This is a genomic window from Sulfurimonas sp. ST-27 (assembly GCF_048081595.1).
GTDB classification, from domain to species: Bacteria; Campylobacterota; Campylobacteria; order Campylobacterales; family Sulfurimonadaceae; genus Sulfurimonas; species Sulfurimonas hydrogeniphila.
In genome coordinates, this window is the sequence record NZ_CP182226.1 from 2155673 (window position 1) to 2172830 (window position 17158).

Consider the following 17158-nt stretch of genomic DNA (forward strand, 5'->3'; position numbering starts at 1 on the left):
ATTTTAAAATTATAAATCTGTTTTAAAGGGTGTTGTTATGATTGAAATCCAAGAAGTCACTAAGTATTCGCAGAGTTTAAAAGTCTTGTATGTTGAGGATGACATTGATGCAAGAGAGATTACAACGATGCTTTTGGAGGATTTTTTCGATACTATCATTGTCGCACAAAACGGGCAGGAGGGCTTGGAAAAATTTCAAAAAGAGTCTATAGATATCATTATTACAGATATAAATATGCCCCACATGAACGGTCTGGAAATGGCAAAAAAAATAAGAGCCATCAACAAAGAAGTCCCTATTATCATACTTTCAGCCCATAACGAAGAGGACTTTTTTCTCCAGAGCATACAAATCGGCATTAACGGTTACCTTTTAAAACCCATTGATATGAAACAGCTCTCCAGTACCATCTTTCAGGTAACACAAAGATACAAATATGCGCTGCAGGCCAAACAGAATCTTCATCTCCTCAAAGAGTATCAAGAAGCAACAAACAACAGCGCTATCGTTTCCAAAACAGATACAGCAGGCATCATTACCTATGTCAATGATGCTTTTTGTGAAATTTCCGGATATACAAAAGAGGAACTTATCGGAAAAAATCACAACATTATACGCCACCCGGACAATCCCAAATCAATTTTTCAAGAAATGTGGGATACCATAAAAAATAAAAAAAAGATTTGGAAAGGCAGCATAAGAAACAGAACGAAAAACGGAAAAAGTTACTATCTTGATGCAACAGTAAAACCGATTCTTGATTTAGAGGGAAACATTCTTGAGTATATTTCATTGCGGCATGATATTACAGACATTATGCATCCGCTCAAACAACTCAAAAACGAACTCAAAAATGCCCATAATCCTTTACTGGTTTATATCAAACTTGAAGACTATGATGATCTTGAGGATTTTTATGATACAAATACGCTCTATATTCTTGAACAAAAAGCGCGAATATATCTACAGAATACTTTTGCAAAAAAATACAGTTTTGACAAAATATATCAATTGCAAAACGGAGAATATGCTTTTATACTTGATGCCAAAGAACACACCGACAATATAACATTATTTGTACAGGAGTTACAGGCACTGCAACAGCAGGTCCGCGATGATACCATTGCTTTTGAAGATCTTGAGTATGATATTGCAATTTTACTCACTTTCGCCTATGAAAATGACAAACTTTACGAATCGGTAAAACTCGGCATGAAAAAGCTTGTAAAAGAGAAGCAGCGTTTTTTACTTGCCAATAATTTTGCCTCCCAGGAGCAGAGAAAAGCAAAAGAAAATATAAGAACAGTGCATATGATTAAGGATGCCATTCGAAGTTCAAAAATTATTTCTTACTTTCAGCCCATCATCAACAACAACACACAGAAAATAGAAAAATATGAGTCCCTGGTGCGGCTGGTCAAAGAAGACGGTACAGTGCTCTCACCTTACTTTTTTCTGGAAACTGCCAAAAGAAGTAATTATTATCTCAAAATCACGAATATCGTCTTAGAACACTCTTTTACTGTTTTACGCCATTGTGAGGCAGATATCTCCATCAATCTTTCGGCCCTGGATATTGAACTGCTGAGTATGCGCAAAAAAATTCTCTCCCTTTTGCAAAAATACAAAGAGAGTGCCCACAGAATAGTTTTTGAGTTGCTTGAAGACGAACGGATCAAAGACTTTGAAACCGTCAAACAATTCATTGCAGAGATAAAGCAATACGGGGTGAAAATTGCCATTGATGATTTTGGAGCCGGATATTCCAACTTTGAAAGACTTTTGGAGTATCAGCCGGATATTCTCAAGATAGACGGGTGCCTGATACGCGATATAGAAACAAGCACCTACTCCCTTTCTGCAGTAAAAAGTATCGTTACTTTCGCAAAAGAGCAGAAACTGCAAACTGTTGCAGAGTTTATTGAAAATGAAGCTATTTTTCAGATAGTCAAAAAGCTTGGAATTGACTTTTCTCAAGGATACTATTTTGGAAAACCGGAGCCGTTGTTATGAAAAATATTTTAGTAATAGAAGATTCCCGTACCATAAACAATCTCATAAAAAAAGAGCTGACACTTCTTGGTTTTGAGATCTCACAGGCCCATACACTTGCCGAGGCAAAAGAGTTTTTGACGACACTGAAGTTTCAGCTTATCATTTTAGATTTACATCTGCCTGACGGAGAAGGTTCTGAGCTCATAGCCCATATACAGTCTTTGACAAAAACAAAAGTTATTGTCCTGACATCTTCTCAAGATGCAGATCTTCGCGAAGAACTGTTTCAGTACGGTATACTTGATTACATTATCAAAGATACCAATTTTTTATACTCTATTTCTGAAATAGTAAAAATAATTCACACAATCAGTACAAAAAAGAGAGATAAAATTTTGGTAGTCGATGATTCCCGATTTATCTGCAAACAGATCAAAACAGTTCTTGAACCCAGAAACTATACTGTGCACACAGCGATGAAAGCAAAAACAGCCTTTGATAAGCTCAAAAAAGAGGAGTATAATCTTATCATTTTAGATATGGAGCTCCCGGATATCCACGGCCTGGAATTTTTAAAACTTTTACGTAAAGACAGCCGGTTTTTGTCTATTCCCATTATTGTACTTTCGGGAACTTCCACGCCGGATATTATTCGGGATGTATTAAAAAACGGAGCCAATGATTTTCTAAAAAAGCCTTATGTGTTTGAAGAGTTTATCCTCAAAGTCGACCTGTGGATAGATTACTTCAAAAAAGAGAAAGAGTTGGCAGAAGCAAACTTTCAGCTCAAATACACAAATGACAACCTTGAGCGCCTTGTTTATGAAGAAGTTGAAAAAAACAGAAAAAAAGATGAAATTATGTTCACCCAGTCCCGCCATGCCCAAATGGGTGAAATGATAGCCATGATTGCCCACCAGTGGAGACAACCGCTCAATGCTATGGCAACGGCGGCAATCGTACTTGAACTCAAAGCGCAAAATGACAAACTTAATGCAGAAGAAGCAAAAAAAATCTCTGAAAAACTGCAAAACTATATCAACTATTTAAGTCATACTATTGATGACTTTCGAAACTTTTTTAAACCGCAAAAAGAAAAAAGAGTGACAGATTTTGAAAAAATTCTTCGTACTGTCACTGCTTTGGTTCAACACAGTCTCGAACAAAAAAATATACATTTTGAAAAAAAGATTACTGCACCCCAACAGTTTTTGGCCTTTGAAAATGAACTTGTACAGGTTGTGTTAAATATTATAAAAAATGCGCAGGATGCCTTAGTCCAAAACAACATTAGGCATCCGAAAATCACTTTGAAGATTGACAAAAACAGCTTACATATCATCGATAATGCAGGAGGCATTCCTTCACATATACAAGACAAAATTTTTCAGCCCTATTTTTCTACAAAAACCGAAAAAAACGGAACAGGCCTCGGTCTCTATATGTCAAGAATGATTATAGAAAAACACAGCGGAGGAAATCTTTCTGTCAAAAACACAAAAGAGGGTGCCGAATTTATTATAGAAATGCCTGTTTATGAAGGAGAAGAGAATGATACGCAATAGTCTCCTTGTTTTTCTTCTTGCTTTTTTATACTATGCAAGCGGAACACTCAGCCTCAGTCTTTTAAGCGGAAACTCGATTATCAATGTCGGACTTTTTGCAGCAGAAGGCATTGCTTTGGCGTTTGCCCTGTATTTCGGCAAAAAAGTCCTCCCGGGGATTTTTCTTGGACAGTTTTTCTTAGCCCTTGGCAATGAAATCTCATTTGCGGTATCACTCAGTATTGCTCTTATAAATACAGCCGAAGCCTACCTGGCTGTTGTTTTATTTAAAAAATTTCATCTCCGTGTCAGCCTTGAAAAATTTCGTGATATTTTTGGATTGGTTTTGCTGATATTTTTTGTATTGCAGCCTTTGAGTGCTTTACTTTCAAACACCGTACTGCTTATGGCACATTATATTTCTATTGAAAAGTTTTCGCTCTATCTTTTTTCATGGTGGTTTGGCAATGTAATGGGGCAGTTGGTTTTTACACCCTTTTTACTCCTCCTTTTTACAAACTTTCAAAAAATCCAATGGAAAGAATTTTTTCTCTGCTCAGGGCTGTTTGGTGCCTACGTGTATATACTCCAGATAGTATTCGGCATTGAAAACAGTTTTCTTCTTTTGAGCTTAACACTTCCTGTTGTCGCTCTCGCGAGTGCATACAAAGGCTTGGTATACGGAACTTTTTTCAATGTACTTGTAGCTCTCATTGCATCCTATGCGGTTTATCTGGATATTGGGGCGTTTACTCTCAACAACCATATAGACAATGTCATCAACTACAACCTTTTTATTCTGGTCCATGTCTCTGTAATCCTCACCATCGGAATGCTTGTTGAAGAGAGAAAGAGATACACGAAAACACTTGAAGAAACCATTGCCAAAGAAGTAAAAAAAAGCCAAGAACAGCAATTATTTCTCTACCAGCAAAGCAGACTTGCCCAAATGGGAGAAATGATTAGCATGATAGCCCACCAGTGGAGACAACCCCTGAATAATCTTGCCCTCATCAACCAACTGACAATTTCAAAACATGCCAAAGGAAAACTTGATGACAAGGCAATAGAGTATTTTAAAAGCCACTCTAAAAAACAGATAGATTTAATGTCTGACACTATAGATAATTTTAAAAACTTTTTCAAACAGGAAGATCAGATATATGCCTTTTCTCTTAAGGATGCTATCAATGAAGTTTTAAATATTACGGCCGATATTTTTAAGAATGAAGGAATTTTCATTGAATTTAATGCCGCACAGGATTATGAACTCTTTACAAATCCCAATGCCCTGAACCAGGTTCTTTTAAATATTCTCAACAATGCGAAAGATGCCCTGCTGCAAACAACACAAAATGAAAAAAAGATACAGATAACACTTGAAGATACCGGCACAGAGCTACTCATTGCCATACAGGATAATGCCGGGGGAATTGACGAAGCCATAAAAGACAAAATCTTTGACCCTTACTTCTCAACAAAACAGGAAAAAAACGGAACAGGTCTGGGTTTGTATATGGTAAAAATGGTCTTGCAGGAACAGTTACATGCTACAATAGAAGTTTTCAATACCCACGAGGGAGCCAACTTTGTTATCCGTCTGCCAAAAGGAAAAAAATAAATGAACTTAAAGAATTTTACACTTTTGTATGTTGAAGATGACATGCAGGCACAGGAACATATGAAGATGCTTTTAGCGGATGATTTCAAGGCATTTTACCAGGCATTTGACGCAGAAGAGGCTTTAGCTGTCTATAAAGAAAAAAAACCTGATATTATTTTATCAGATATTGTGCTTCCCCACTCAGACGGACTGACACTTTCCAAAGAAATTAAAAAAATCGACAAATGGCAACCGATTGTCATTCTCTCTGCTTTTGATGAAAGAGAAAAACTGCTTGAAGCGATCAATACAGGTATAGACTATTTTATTCCAAAACCGGTTGACATAGAAATGCTCTATGACAGACTCCACGCTATTGCCAGAAATCTTCAAAATGACATAGATGCCAAAAAGGCAAAAGAAAAAGAGCTCGAGGTCTTGTATGCGCTTGCACATTACGACACATTGACACAGGTTGCAAACAGACATCTCTTTAGTGTCAAACTCAATGAAACTGTAAATAAAGCACAACACTCCCATGAAAACTTTACTCTTTTTTTTATTGATTTGGACAATTTTAAAAGTATTAATGATCAATACGGACACTCAGCAGGAGATGCAGTGCTGCAGTCTGTCGCGCAAAATATAAAAAAAGTTATTCGCATCGAAGACACCTTTGCCCGCATAGGAGGTGATGAATTTGCTTTAATTGTAGAAAGTGTGAAAAAGATCTCTGATACAAAGAGTCTTACCGAGAAAATTATACAGGCTGTAAGCACTCCTATAGTATTTCAAAAGTATACATTTCACATTACATGCAGTATAGGCATAGCAGTTTACCCAATACAGGGCAGCTCAAAAGAGGCACTTTTACACAGTGCAGATATGGCAATGTATGCAGCAAAGAAAGAGGCAAAATCTCATTTTAAATTCGGCGATTCTTCTACAGCACCCACAACTCAAGGGCGGAGTTCAGATGTATAAAAAAAGCTATCTCTTTTTCATTGCCTTTGTAATCCTCTTGAGTTTTTTTCTCCTCATGCAGCTTAAAGAGCTCTCAAAACCTCAACAGATAACAACAAAAAATTTCTTAAATCAAAAAGAAAAAACATGGCTGCGTACTTTAAAGAAGCCCCTGACTGTCGGTATTACCAACATTCCAAACCAGGTTATCATATCTCCTGATGGCAAAACTACCGGTTTTTCTTTGGATCTTTTTCATCTCCTTGAACAGGAGTTGGGTATCTCTTTTAAATACATCTCTTTTCCTACATGGCATGCATTAATGGACGCTGCAAAAAAAGGGAAAATCGATATAGTTTTTGCAGCGCAAAAAACTCAGGAACGTCTGGGGTATCTGGATTTTACAGATGTTATTCTCACACAGCAAAACAAAATCATCACGCAGCGTGACAATTTTTTGGTTTCTGATATTGAGTCACTGCAGGCAAAGAGTGTTGCACTTGTTGACAAAAGTGCAATTTTTGCATACATTCAAAACAAATATCCCTCTATTGTGATAAAACCCTGCGAAACAGAGCTCAAAGCCCTGCAGGCTGTAGCAGCAGGAACAGCAGAGGCAACCATCAGTGAACCTGTGAGAGCGAGTTACTATATGAGTCAGTATAATATTCAAAACCTGCGGGTTGCCGGTGATTTGGACTACCTTTATCAACTTCGTATAGCAAGCCAAAGCAGTCTGCCTGTGCTTAATGTTATTTTAAGTAAAGCGGTGACCAATTTACCCCAACAGGAGTTGCAGTCTCTTTACCTGAAATGGGGCTATATTAAAGACAAAGAGCGTTATTTCGATAAGCAGACACTTATTTATTTAGCCATTGCCTTTGGAATTATTTTACCATTTTCTATTTACCTTTATTTCATAAACCTCTCGCTCGAACACGAAGTAAAAAGAAGAAAAGATGCCCAAGACAAACTACGAGCACTCAATCAAAACCTTCAGCAGCAGGTCAGACAAGAAGTAGAAAAACAGAGAGAACAGGAATTACACATGCTGCAGCAGAACAGACTGGCACAGATGGGGAATATGATGAATATGATTGCGCATCAATGGAAACAACCACTCAATGCACTTTCTATGCTTATGCAAACAGTCAGGCACAAGTACAAACAGTCTAAACTCAATGATGATTTTATTGAGTATTTTGACAAAAATGCAAAAAAACAACTCCAGGAAATGACAAAAGTCACAAACGATTTTATGCACTACTTTCGGCCAAAAGACAAGTTAGAATTTTCTATAGATGAAATTATCACTCACAGTATCAATCTTGTAAAACCGGTATTTCAGGCAAAGAATATCTCCATTACCTATGAAAACAAAAGTACAAAAACACTTACAATGCAAAGTGATATTCTCGGACAGGTGATCATTAATATTTTAAACAATGCCAAAGATGCATTAATTGAAAATAATATTGAAGATAAAAATATATACATTACACTGACACTGCGGCATAATCAGACTGAAATTACAATAGAAGATAACGCAGGAGGTATTCCTCAGGATATTATGAACAAAATTTTTGACCCTTATTTCAGCACAAAAGATGATACAGGAACAGGACTGGGGCTCTATATGAGTAAAATTATCATTGAAAACTACTGCGCGGGCACACTCTGTGTTCGCAATACCGACAAAGGTGCTCTTTTTAGTATTACTGTTTCTTAAGCACAAAGCTATACATAAGAATGGATGCAGCCACACCTACATTAAAACTTTTAATGCCCGCCTGCATCTCTATGCTGACAATTTCATCACAGAGATCCAAAATATCCTGTGCGATTCCCTGACCCTCATGTCCCATCAGAAGTACCCATTTGCCGCTTACATGTAAAGAGGACAAGGGAGTGGAATCCTCGGTAACTTCTGCGGCATAGACTCGGTAACCGGCAAATTTTAAAGCAGCAATCGTCTCAAAAATATCTTTATAGACATGTATGCCCAGCCTGTGCGCATAGCCCATAGAGACACGCAGAGCACGCCTGTTAAACGGATGGGGTGAGGATTTTGGCAAAAAATAACTCGTTACGCCAAGTGCGGCTGCACTTCTGGCAATCGAGCCTACATTTTCACTTGAAGTGATATTGTCGAGCATGATGATACGCTCACCTGCCCCCTCTAAAGTAATATCCTCAGGACGTATGCCGTGTGCCATGCAGTTATGATGTATCTTATGCCCGACAATCCTGCTCATCTCCTCTTTCGTTGTGAGATAGACTTTGGGAATATTTTTTGACTGCACAAGAGGCATAAATTCATCATAATACTCCTGCGTCGCTAAAATACTCTTTATCTCCAAATCACTCTCAAGCAAAAGATTGACGACTTTCGGACTGTCGGCTATAAAACTTCTGTCACTCCGAAAAGCATTCTCTCTGAGTTCTTTGTAAATCTGCAGTTCATCTGTATTAATATTATCAATTTTTATAATCATTTCATTATTTTAGGATAAAATAACTTATGAACATACTTTTAATGGAAGATGACCCTGTTTTGTCCGATATTTTACTGGATTTTTTGCGAGAAGAGTGGCATGTGGATTATGCTTACAATGCGCAGGAAGTCTATGTGCATCTTGAAAACTCCAAATATGACCTGTTTATATTTGATATCAATGTGATGGGTCAAGACGGCATAGACCTCCTCAGAGAACTCCGAGCTTTCAGTAACAAAACCCCCACTGTTTTTATCACCGCCTACAGAGATACAAAACACCTGCAGCGTGCTTTTGACGCCGGTGCGCATGATTACATTAAAAAACCTTTTGAACTTGAAGAACTGCATGCCAGAATACTCAGTATCAAAAGAGTTTTCAATATTGAAAATAACAAGTTTATCATTCTGGATGACAAAACTCTATTTTACCCTGTGCAAAAAACAGTACATGTAAACAACAAAAAAATCTCTCTCACTGCCAAAGATACACTGCTCTTATCCTATTTTTTAAAAAACAGATCCCGCCTCATTACCAACGAAGAACTTGTGCAGAATATCTGGAACTTTGATTCGCTGCCCAGTGATGCTACGCTTCGTTCGCACATCAGAACACTCAGAGAAATTATAGGCAAAGAAAAAATAAAAACTGTTCGAGGGGAAGGGTATATTTTTGAATAAAATAACAAAAAAATCCTTCTACTCTTTTCTCTCTCTTTATCTTCTCAGCTCTTTTATGTTTTTGTCTTTGGCGGCTTACTGGTTTTACACATCTCAGGTAGCCATGGAAAAAAATGCCAATTTTTACAAAATGAACCACATCGCCGACATTGTCAGTGCCAAAGTCATTGATGCCCATATGCACCATAAAAAATTCAAACTTGATGCGTTTCAAAAAGAAGCTATCGCCCTTTTTGATGCACAAAAACACCTGCTATACGGGAGAGTTGTCCAGGCGGTTGATTTTTCAAAAGATTTTTACATGAAAGATGATATTTTTACTCTAATCACCCAAAGGACAGCCGGACATTTACATGTAAAGTACATTGTTGTACAAAGTGACGAGTGTGTAAAAAATATAGAAGTGATAAAAAACAAAATTGCCTATGCTGTCATTATTACAGCTTTTCTCATCATTGTCATCGCCGTCTTTTTATCCTATATTTTTCTCAAACCGCTCAAAGACAAAATGCAGGAGATAGAGGATTTTGTCAAAGACACAACCCATGAATTAAATACACCCATTACAGCAATTATGATGAGTACTTCAAGATTAAAAGCAAAAAAGGAGTATGATGAAAAAACGGTCAAGAACATCTCCATCAGTACAAAACAGCTTTATGACATATATGCATCACTCAGCTTTTTAAGTTTTGACAATGAGAGTGAAGAGGCCGTTTCTCTTCTGTTTGATGAAATTATCAAAGAAGATATTGCTTATTTCAGTGAACTTGTGGAGAAAAAAAATATTACTGTCCAAACCGATTTGCAAAACTGTCCACTTAAAATAGCACCGACAAAAGCAAAAATGATTATAAACAACCTGCTTGGCAATGCCATAAAATATTCTCATCCCAACACAAAGATAAAAATCACAACCACACACAACTCTTTTGTCATTCAAGATGAAGGCATCGGTATCAAACAAGAAAAACTGCAGCAAATTTTTACCCGCTTTGTACGGGCAAATTCCTATGCCGGCGGATTTGGAGTCGGTTTAAATATTGTCCAGAGTATCATAGAAGAGTATAACTTTCAAATAAACATAGAGTCCAAAGAAAATCTAGGAACCAAAATTACACTTACCTTTGTTTAATCTCTCAAATTTTCCTGCGGTTTGCAAAAGTAGTACCCCTGTGAATAGTCAACACCCATTTGATGCAATGTTTCATATGTCTCTTCATCTTTAACAAACTCTGCTATTGTCTTGATCTTCATTTTTTTCGCAAAATGCAAAATACTTTCCAGGGTTGCCATTTCAGCACCACCCTGATGCATATTCAAAACCAGAGAACCGTCAATCTTTATAAAATCTATATCAAGTTTTCCAAGATATGAAAAATTTGAATATCCTGTTCCAAAATCATCAATAGCAATTTTACATCCATACATTTTTGCTTTTTTTATAAAATTTGAGACCTCATCAAAATTTTCTATCCCCTCGGATTCCACAATCTCTACAGTTACCCGCTCTCCGCATGCATACTTCTGCAGATTCTCCACCAAAGTCTGCACAACCTCTTGTGATTCTATATCTTCAAGTGTAAAATTGATTGCAAATGAGCACGCTGAATCAGCAAATTTTTGGAATACTTTTTCAAGCATAATCTTTGTCAATTGTGTATAGAGTTTGGCTTTTTTGGCATGTTCCAAAAAAAAGACAGGAGAAATAATCTTCCCGTCTCTTTCCTGCAAGCGGATAAGCGCTTCATATTTAACAATCTCTTGTGTTTTGTTATCTACAATACCCTGATAGTATGGGACAAACCTGTCATTGTCAATCGCATTTTTAATCTTTGTTATTATTTCAAGATTTTCTTTGATACGGTTTTGCAGATCCGGATTTTCATTAAAAAATGTCACTTTTTTGTTTGTTCTTTTGTTGTCTTTTAAGGCAATATGGGAGAATTTGTAAATATCTTTCTTTTTTCCATAGGAGACGCCGCAAGAGAGAAACAGTGAGATGTTCATCCCTTCAAAAGAGTAACTGCTGTTTTGAAGGGTATCCAGAATTGCTGTAATTGCCTGCTTCGCCGTATTGTTTAATGTATGCTCACACAAGATTGCAAATTCATCACCACTTATTCTGTAGACTTTTTTATGGGCCTGCAACAGAGTCTGTGAAAAACTTTTTAGCACCTCATCTCCGACTTCATATCCAAAATAATCATTAATATCTGAAAACCTGTCTATATTGATAAGAACCAAAGAGGCTTTATTCTCTCCGTTTAGCTTTAAATCGTGTAACAATGCCGTTCTGTTTTGCAAACCGGTAAGTTCGTCCATAAACTGATTTTTAATGATTTCATCTTTGTGCACAAGGTCTGTCACATCAATTCTAGCAGCGATATATTCTATAATTTTATCATAGGAGTTCAGAATAGGGGCAATAGTTGACTTTACATAATAGGCCTCTCCGTTCTTTTTTCTGTTTTTAAGCGTACCTTGCCATATTTTTTTATTTTTTATCGTATCCCACATATGTTGATAGATATGTTCCGGGTTGTCGGGATGTTTGATAATGCGATGATTTTTCCCGATCAGTTCATCTTTGGAGTAACCGGAAGCTTCACAAAATTTGTCATTCACATAGGTTATAATGCCATTGACATCCGTTTTGGAGACAATACTGTTATGATCCAAAATCATCTTATACTGCTTGAGTTTCTGAATTTCATCATGATATGGCAAGCTCAAATATTCACTCCTCTTTCATCAACTCTAAACCAACCTGCAATAGAGTATCTCTCTTTCTTGGAAACCAGAACTTCATGAGGAAACTCTTCGCTCAAAAATACAACCAGAGTATTTATAAGAGGCGTAACTGTTTGCATTTGTCTATCATTTTTGTCATACATGACCAGCTCTCCTCCATTTTGAGACGCATACGCTTCGTTAAGATAATAGACAGTCGTAACAACACGGTTTTTTGTACCGCCAAAAGCATCAAGATGTTTTTCGTAAAAATCACCTGCCTGGTATAAAGCAAAATGTGCCTCATAGTATTTAATCCCAAGATAAAGCTGCCGGTTCAAATAATTTTGAAGTCCGTTCATAAAATCCAGGTACCTGGCAGTTGGCTCATTCTCTGCATCTATCCAGTATATTTTATCTTTTCTGCGATTTGTATTGATCGTAGAGTGATGGGAAATTCCCGCCTGTTTGTATTGTCTGATATTTTGTGACATCTGTAAAAGTTGCTTTGCAAGTGCAGGTTCAAACACATTTTCTAAAATAATATAGCCGTTGTCGACCAGGGCATCTGTTATTTTTGAGTAAAGCTTTTTATACATGGAAGTATTGTAGCAAGAAGAAGACTCTCCGTCAAGAGGAGAGTCAGAGAAGAAAATTAGATAGGCAAAACTCTGATTTTGTTAGAAAGTTTTTCTTTTAGTGTTGATTCAATTGCATAGAGTGTACCCGTAGCAGATGAGGCACAACCGTCACATGCACCGAGATAGCGGATATAAATATCAATGTTGTCATCATTCTTTTTAATGTCTATGATTTCCACATTTCCGCCATCCATAATCAGGAACTGTCTGACGCTCTCATCAATGACAGCATCAACAGCTTTGATTTGCTGTACAAGTGTCATCTCTTCAAAATTTCCGCCGCCTGCACTCATCGCATCTGCAGCTGCTTTCATTTTTTCTGCTTCCATCTCTTTGCGAGTCTGCTCTAAAATGTCAACCAGATACCACTCTCTGTCTTCATGACCGCCCGGTTTGATACAAGACTTGCAAAAACCGCCGGCTTTTGTATAGTCTGTAATCTCTTCAACTGTTTTGAGGTCATTCAGTTTAATAACTTCCTGAATCGTTCCGAGTGAAACACGTGCACATTCACATACAATGATTTCATCTTCAAAACTCTCTTCATCTACACCGAGGTACAATGAAGCTGCTTTTTTAATAACATCATATGCCATAACCGAACAGTGCATTTTTTGCGGTGGAACTGCCGGAGTATCCGGATCATCACGCAGTGCTTTTTCCACATCAATATTTGTAATTTTTACCGCTTCCTGTACTGTTTTACCAATACAAAGCTCTGTCATTACATCACTTGATGCGATAGCCGTACCACAACCGAATGATTTGAATTTTGAGTTTACAATTTTGTCTGTTTTTGGATCAATTTCCCAGTAGAGTCTTACTGCATCTCCACAACTCTCCGCTCCGAAATCTGCTACGATAAGCTTGTTTCCGTGTGCTTCAGCTTCTTCCGGTGTAATTTCCCCTTGATGCTGGGGATTGTTCATTAATGTAGTTACTTTATTTGAATACGCGTCCCATAGAGACTCGCCTAACATATCTGCTTTTGCCATACTATTCTTCCTTAATTTTATTTTATAAAATGAAGACGACCCTTCATTATTACGGGAAAGGAAGTATACCCTCAAGGGGTACCTCGATTCTTTTCCCTACGCTAACACTTGGTTTTGCTCAATGCAAAGCTCACGCAACTCGTTGCTTTACCCTAATGTTTTTCTCTGTAAAATGGAGAGGCTCAGACCGTAGGGAGGATTCGCCCTCGGAATTTTATAGAGAAAAACATGGCAACACTTACTTATTAATGTGCCATGTGGTGAGGAATGTGACACTCCCCGGCTTCGCCGCCCGGAGTCGGTGCTACTTTTGCAAACGAACTCGATATAGCACGAAGTCTTGCCACCGCACTCTTAAAATGCTCTATTGTGTAGTCTATCTCTTCATTTGTTGTAAAACGGGAAAGTGATAGTCTGATACCTGTGTGTGCAAGTTCATTGTCAGCACCGATTGCAAGCATAACAGAGTTCGCTTCCAAATCTTCAGAAGCACATGCTGAACCTGTAGATGCCCCGATTTGACCGTTATTCAAGTCCCAAAGCATCCCTTCACCCTCAACACCTCTTATAGAAATAAGAATTGTATTTGGTGTACGGTTTTCACGGTTGCCGACAACAAAAGTATCACTGAGTTCCAAAAGTGCATCTTCAAGTCTGTCACGTTTTGCACGAATAGAAGCCATTGTCTCTTCAATGTTTGTTGTAGCAAGTTCGATAGCTTTTCCCATACCTACTATATAGGGAACATTCAATGTTCCCGAACGACGATGACCCATCTGCTCTCCACCGTGAAACAGTGGAGTCAAAGGCTGTGAATCTTTAATATAAAGTGCCCCGATACCTTTTGGTCCATGAAATTTATGCGCAGACATACTTAAAAAATCTACATGTACATCTTGTAAATCAACAGGAATTTTTCCGACTGCCTGAACAGCATCCGAATGAAAAAGAACCCCTTTTTCTTTACAAATCTCACCAATCTCTTTAATAGGAAAAATCATCCCTGTTTCGTTTGAAGCCCACATAACACTTACAAGTGCGGTTTTGTCTGTGATGAAGCTTTTTACCGTATGTGACTCAACAATACCCTCTTCATTGACAGGAAGGTAAGTTACTTTCACGCCCTGCTCTTCCAGCCATCTGCATGTAGCAAGCACTGAAGGATGTTCAACTTCTGTTGTAATGATATGGTCTTTTTCTCCATTGACAATTTTGTCAAAATAGATGGACTTTAATACCCAGTTGTTTGATTCTGTTGCACATGATGTGAATACGATATCATCATTGTCACTCGCATTGAGTGCTGTATAAACCTGGTCTATTGCTTTTCTCAGGTATGGATGTGATGCAGTACCAAACTTGTGAAGCGAATTGGGATTTCCGTAAATTTCACTAAAGAATGGTTGCATTACTTCTACTACCTGCGGGTCCGTCATTGTAGTAGCGTTATTGTCTAAATAAACTTGCATATTTTTACCTCTTAATTGGGTTATATTTTAAATCAGACTATTTTTGTCTTCTTTTACTTTTGACATCATAATAGTTTTGTCATTATGATTTGCTTAAGCCAAACTGAGTTTACATTTTGTTTAAGAATTCAAACAGCCAATAATAATGTTATAATAACAAATTAACAAGGAAAAAACAATGTGTAATTTTAACAATCTAGACCAAAAGAAAAAAGAGTTTTTACATCTTTTTTTAACAAAAGCAGCCAAAAACATAGGTGGCGTAAACTATTTACTTGCACTCATTGAAGCCATGCGTGCAAAAAAACCGCATCCGCTTATGCAAAAGAACTGCCAAATTGCTTCAAACAATACAATCATAAAATGGAACAAAGTAGTTTTTAAAGACAAAATAGATCTGATTCAAAATATTCTCGTTGCGCACAGAGAGGCTGAAGAAAAAGATTTCAATATCTTAGACGGGACAAATTCGAAAGTAAAAAAGAACATCATCAACATGTCGCGGGCACTGGCACCTTTGAAGTTTGTCATCACTCCCCAAAATCCCAATGACGGAGAAGGTTTCAGTTTTACTGTTTTTGAAACGCTTGAAGATGATGTTATCGTATTTAACCCTGTTTTTATTGCTCTGTTTTTTTGTTCAACCGAATTTACTAAAAAAGCCATTAAATATCAAATCTAGCATCTCCTGAAATATCACTTTAAATCTCTTATGTTATAATCGCGAAATTAATTATATTATAAGAGGGTAACCATCATGGGGCAAACTATAACTGAAAAAATATTCTCACAGCATATCGGTCGTGAAGTCAAAGCGGGTGAAATTATCCGTTGCGATATTGATATGGTTATCGGAAACGATATTACTACACCTATTTCTATCAAAGCTTTTGAAGAGAGTGGTGCACAAAAACTGGCAAATCCGGACGGTTTCTCTATCGTTCTTGATCACTTTATTCCGGCAAAAGACATTGCATCAGCGAATCAGGCAAGAATTTCCCGCGATTTTGCAAAAAAACACCAACTAAAAAACTATTTTGATGAAAAGGATATGGGCATTGAGCATGCTTTATTACCGGAAAAAGGGCTGATTGTTCCGGGTGATGTCATCATCGGTGCCGATTCACATACATGTACGCACGGAGCACTCGGTGCATTTTCAACAGGAATGGGTTCAACGGATCTTGCATTTGCTATGATTACCGGCGGAAACTGGTTCAAAGTACCCGAATCTATCAAAGTTGTACTCTCAGGCAAACCCGGAAAATATACAACAGGAAAAGATATTATCCTGGAGATTATCCGTCTTATCGGTGTCGACGGTGCACTGTACAAAACCTTGGAATTTACAGGAAGTACGATTAAACACCTTACGATAGATGACAGATTTTCTATGTGCAATATGGCGATTGAAGCCGGTGCAAAAAACGGTATCGTAGCCTATGATGAGATTACAGCAGAGTTTTTGGCAGACAAAAACCTCGCCCGCGCGCCTCGCATTCACTACTCTGATGAAGATGCCCAGTATGTTCAGGTTTTAGAGATTGATGTTGCAAACCTTGACCCCGTTATTGCCTATCCTTTCTTGCCGTCAAACGGTCACTCTGTCAAAAAAGCGGTCGAAGATAAAATCAAAGTGGACCAGGCTTTTATCGGAAGCTGTACCAACGGCCGGCTTGCTGACCTCAAAGTAGCCGCCGAGATACTCAAAGGACAAAAAGTCCATCCTGATGTTCGTCTCATTGTCACACCGGGAACACAAAAAATCCTGCGTGAAGCAAACCATTTGGGCTATATCGACATCATTGTCGATGCCGGCGGTGTTGTGAGCAATCCTACTTGCGGTGCCTGCCTCGGCGGATACATGGGTATTTTAGGGGACAATGAAGTAGCCATCAGCACAACAAACAGAAACTTTGTCGGTCGTATGGGCAGCCGCTCTTCCAAAGTTTATCTGGCAAACTCAGCCGTTGCTGCCGCATCAGCAATTACAGGGTATATTACAGACCCGAGATAATGATATATTAATAACAAATAAG

14 protein-coding genes are annotated in these 17158 nt (G+C 37.8%); 9 read left to right on the forward strand and 5 right to left on the reverse strand.

Features of this window, described 5'->3' with window-relative positions:
* Positions 1–37 precede the first annotated feature (37 nt).
* From ACM66U_RS11310 to ACM66U_RS11330, 5 genes are read left to right on the forward strand one after another with little or no spacing between them, the layout of a single operon-like run.
* The gene (locus tag ACM66U_RS11310) at positions 38–2014 is read left to right on the forward strand and encodes an EAL domain-containing protein (RefSeq protein WP_418640793.1); all 1977 of its coding nucleotides are present in this window, start codon (positions 38–40) and stop codon (positions 2012–2014) included.
* Complete coding sequence (locus tag ACM66U_RS11315) at positions 2011–3561, forward strand: response regulator (protein WP_418640794.1); 1551 nt, start codon at positions 2011–2013, stop codon at positions 3559–3561. The genes ACM66U_RS11310 and ACM66U_RS11315 overlap by 4 nt, the downstream gene beginning before the upstream one ends.
* Complete coding sequence (locus ACM66U_RS11320; protein WP_418640795.1) at positions 3548–5161, forward strand: ATP-binding protein; 1614 nt, start codon at positions 3548–3550, stop codon at positions 5159–5161. The genes ACM66U_RS11315 and ACM66U_RS11320 overlap by 14 nt, the downstream gene beginning before the upstream one ends.
* Positions 5162–6127 (forward strand): diguanylate cyclase domain-containing protein, encoded by a 966-nt coding sequence (locus ACM66U_RS11325; protein ID WP_418640796.1) that lies wholly within the window; start codon positions 5162–5164, stop codon positions 6125–6127.
* Positions 6120–7835 (forward strand): ATP-binding protein, encoded by a 1716-nt coding sequence (locus ACM66U_RS11330; protein ID WP_418640797.1) that lies wholly within the window; start codon positions 6120–6122, stop codon positions 7833–7835. Before ACM66U_RS11325 ends, ACM66U_RS11330 begins: the two co-directional genes overlap by 8 nt.
* Here the strand turns inward: ACM66U_RS11330 and ACM66U_RS11335 are convergent.
* Positions 7822–8601 (reverse strand): TrmH family RNA methyltransferase, encoded by a 780-nt coding sequence (locus ACM66U_RS11335; protein WP_418640798.1) that lies wholly within the window; start codon positions 8599–8601, stop codon positions 7822–7824. The two genes, ACM66U_RS11330 and ACM66U_RS11335, sit on opposite strands and share 14 nt — an antisense overlap.
* Positions 8602–8627: 26 nt before the next feature.
* Between ACM66U_RS11335 and ACM66U_RS11340 the strand changes: the two genes are divergently transcribed.
* Complete coding sequence (locus tag ACM66U_RS11340) at positions 8628–9281, forward strand: response regulator transcription factor (RefSeq protein WP_418640799.1); 654 nt, start codon at positions 8628–8630, stop codon at positions 9279–9281.
* Entirely contained in the window at positions 9274–10416 is a 1143-nt protein-coding gene (locus tag ACM66U_RS11345) for a sensor histidine kinase (RefSeq protein WP_418640800.1), read from the forward strand. Before ACM66U_RS11340 ends, ACM66U_RS11345 begins: the two co-directional genes overlap by 8 nt.
* Here ACM66U_RS11345 and ACM66U_RS11350 read toward each other — a convergent pair.
* From ACM66U_RS11350 to ACM66U_RS11365, 4 genes are all read right to left on the reverse strand, one after another.
* Positions 10413–12017: an EAL domain-containing protein gene (locus ACM66U_RS11350; RefSeq protein WP_418640801.1), complete on the reverse strand. Its 1605-nt coding sequence runs from the start codon at positions 12015–12017 to the stop codon at positions 10413–10415. The genes ACM66U_RS11345 and ACM66U_RS11350 overlap by 4 nt on opposite strands.
* Positions 12014–12613 carry a 2OG-Fe(II) oxygenase gene (locus tag ACM66U_RS11355; protein ID WP_151899315.1) on the reverse strand — a complete coding sequence of 200 codons (600 nt, stop codon included), beginning with the start codon at positions 12611–12613 and terminating at the stop codon, positions 12014–12016. Before ACM66U_RS11355 ends, ACM66U_RS11350 begins: the two co-directional genes overlap by 4 nt.
* Before the next feature lie 56 nt (positions 12614–12669).
* The gene (locus ACM66U_RS11360) at positions 12670–13650 is read right to left on the reverse strand and encodes an iron-sulfur cluster assembly scaffold protein (RefSeq protein WP_151899314.1); all 981 of its coding nucleotides are present in this window, start codon (positions 13648–13650) and stop codon (positions 12670–12672) included.
* Positions 13651–13895: 245 nt separating this feature from the next.
* Positions 13896–15119: a NifS family cysteine desulfurase gene (locus ACM66U_RS11365; RefSeq protein WP_418640802.1), complete on the reverse strand. Its 1224-nt coding sequence runs from the start codon at positions 15117–15119 to the stop codon at positions 13896–13898.
* Between the two features lie 178 nt (positions 15120–15297).
* Between ACM66U_RS11365 and ACM66U_RS11370 the strand changes: the two genes are divergently transcribed.
* Positions 15298–15801: a hypothetical protein gene (locus tag ACM66U_RS11370; protein ID WP_418640803.1), complete on the forward strand. Its 504-nt coding sequence runs from the start codon at positions 15298–15300 to the stop codon at positions 15799–15801.
* Positions 15802–15876: 75 nt separating this feature from the next.
* The gene (gene leuC / locus ACM66U_RS11375) at positions 15877–17136 is read left to right on the forward strand and encodes a 3-isopropylmalate dehydratase large subunit (RefSeq protein ID WP_418640804.1); all 1260 of its coding nucleotides are present in this window, start codon (positions 15877–15879) and stop codon (positions 17134–17136) included.
* Positions 17137–17158 lie beyond the last annotated feature (22 nt).

Coding starts and splice junctions, on each gene's coding strand:
- ACM66U_RS11310 (WP_418640793.1), top strand. CDS start 38: ATGATTGAAATCCAAGAAGTCACTAAGTATTCGCAGAGTTTAAAAGTC.
- ACM66U_RS11315 (WP_418640794.1), top strand. CDS start 2,011: ATGAAAAATATTTTAGTAATAGAAGATTCCCGTACCATAAACAATCTC.
- ACM66U_RS11320 (WP_418640795.1), top strand. CDS start 3,548: ATGATACGCAATAGTCTCCTTGTTTTTCTTCTTGCTTTTTTATACTAT.
- ACM66U_RS11325 (WP_418640796.1), top strand. CDS start 5,162: ATGAACTTAAAGAATTTTACACTTTTGTATGTTGAAGATGACATGCAG.
- ACM66U_RS11330 (WP_418640797.1), top strand. CDS start 6,120: ATGTATAAAAAAAGCTATCTCTTTTTCATTGCCTTTGTAATCCTCTTG.
- ACM66U_RS11335 (WP_418640798.1), bottom strand. CDS start 8,601: ATGATTATAAAAATTGATAATATTAATACAGATGAACTGCAGATTTAC.
- ACM66U_RS11340 (WP_418640799.1), top strand. CDS start 8,628: ATGAACATACTTTTAATGGAAGATGACCCTGTTTTGTCCGATATTTTA.
- ACM66U_RS11355 (WP_151899315.1), bottom strand. CDS start 12,613: ATGTATAAAAAGCTTTACTCAAAAATAACAGATGCCCTGGTCGACAAC.
- ACM66U_RS11360 (WP_151899314.1), bottom strand. CDS start 13,650: ATGGCAAAAGCAGATATGTTAGGCGAGTCTCTATGGGACGCGTATTCA.
- ACM66U_RS11365 (WP_418640802.1), bottom strand. CDS start 15,119: ATGCAAGTTTATTTAGACAATAACGCTACTACAATGACGGACCCGCAG.
- ACM66U_RS11370 (WP_418640803.1), top strand. CDS start 15,298: ATGTGTAATTTTAACAATCTAGACCAAAAGAAAAAAGAGTTTTTACAT.
- leuC (WP_418640804.1), top strand. CDS start 15,877: ATGGGGCAAACTATAACTGAAAAAATATTCTCACAGCATATCGGTCGT.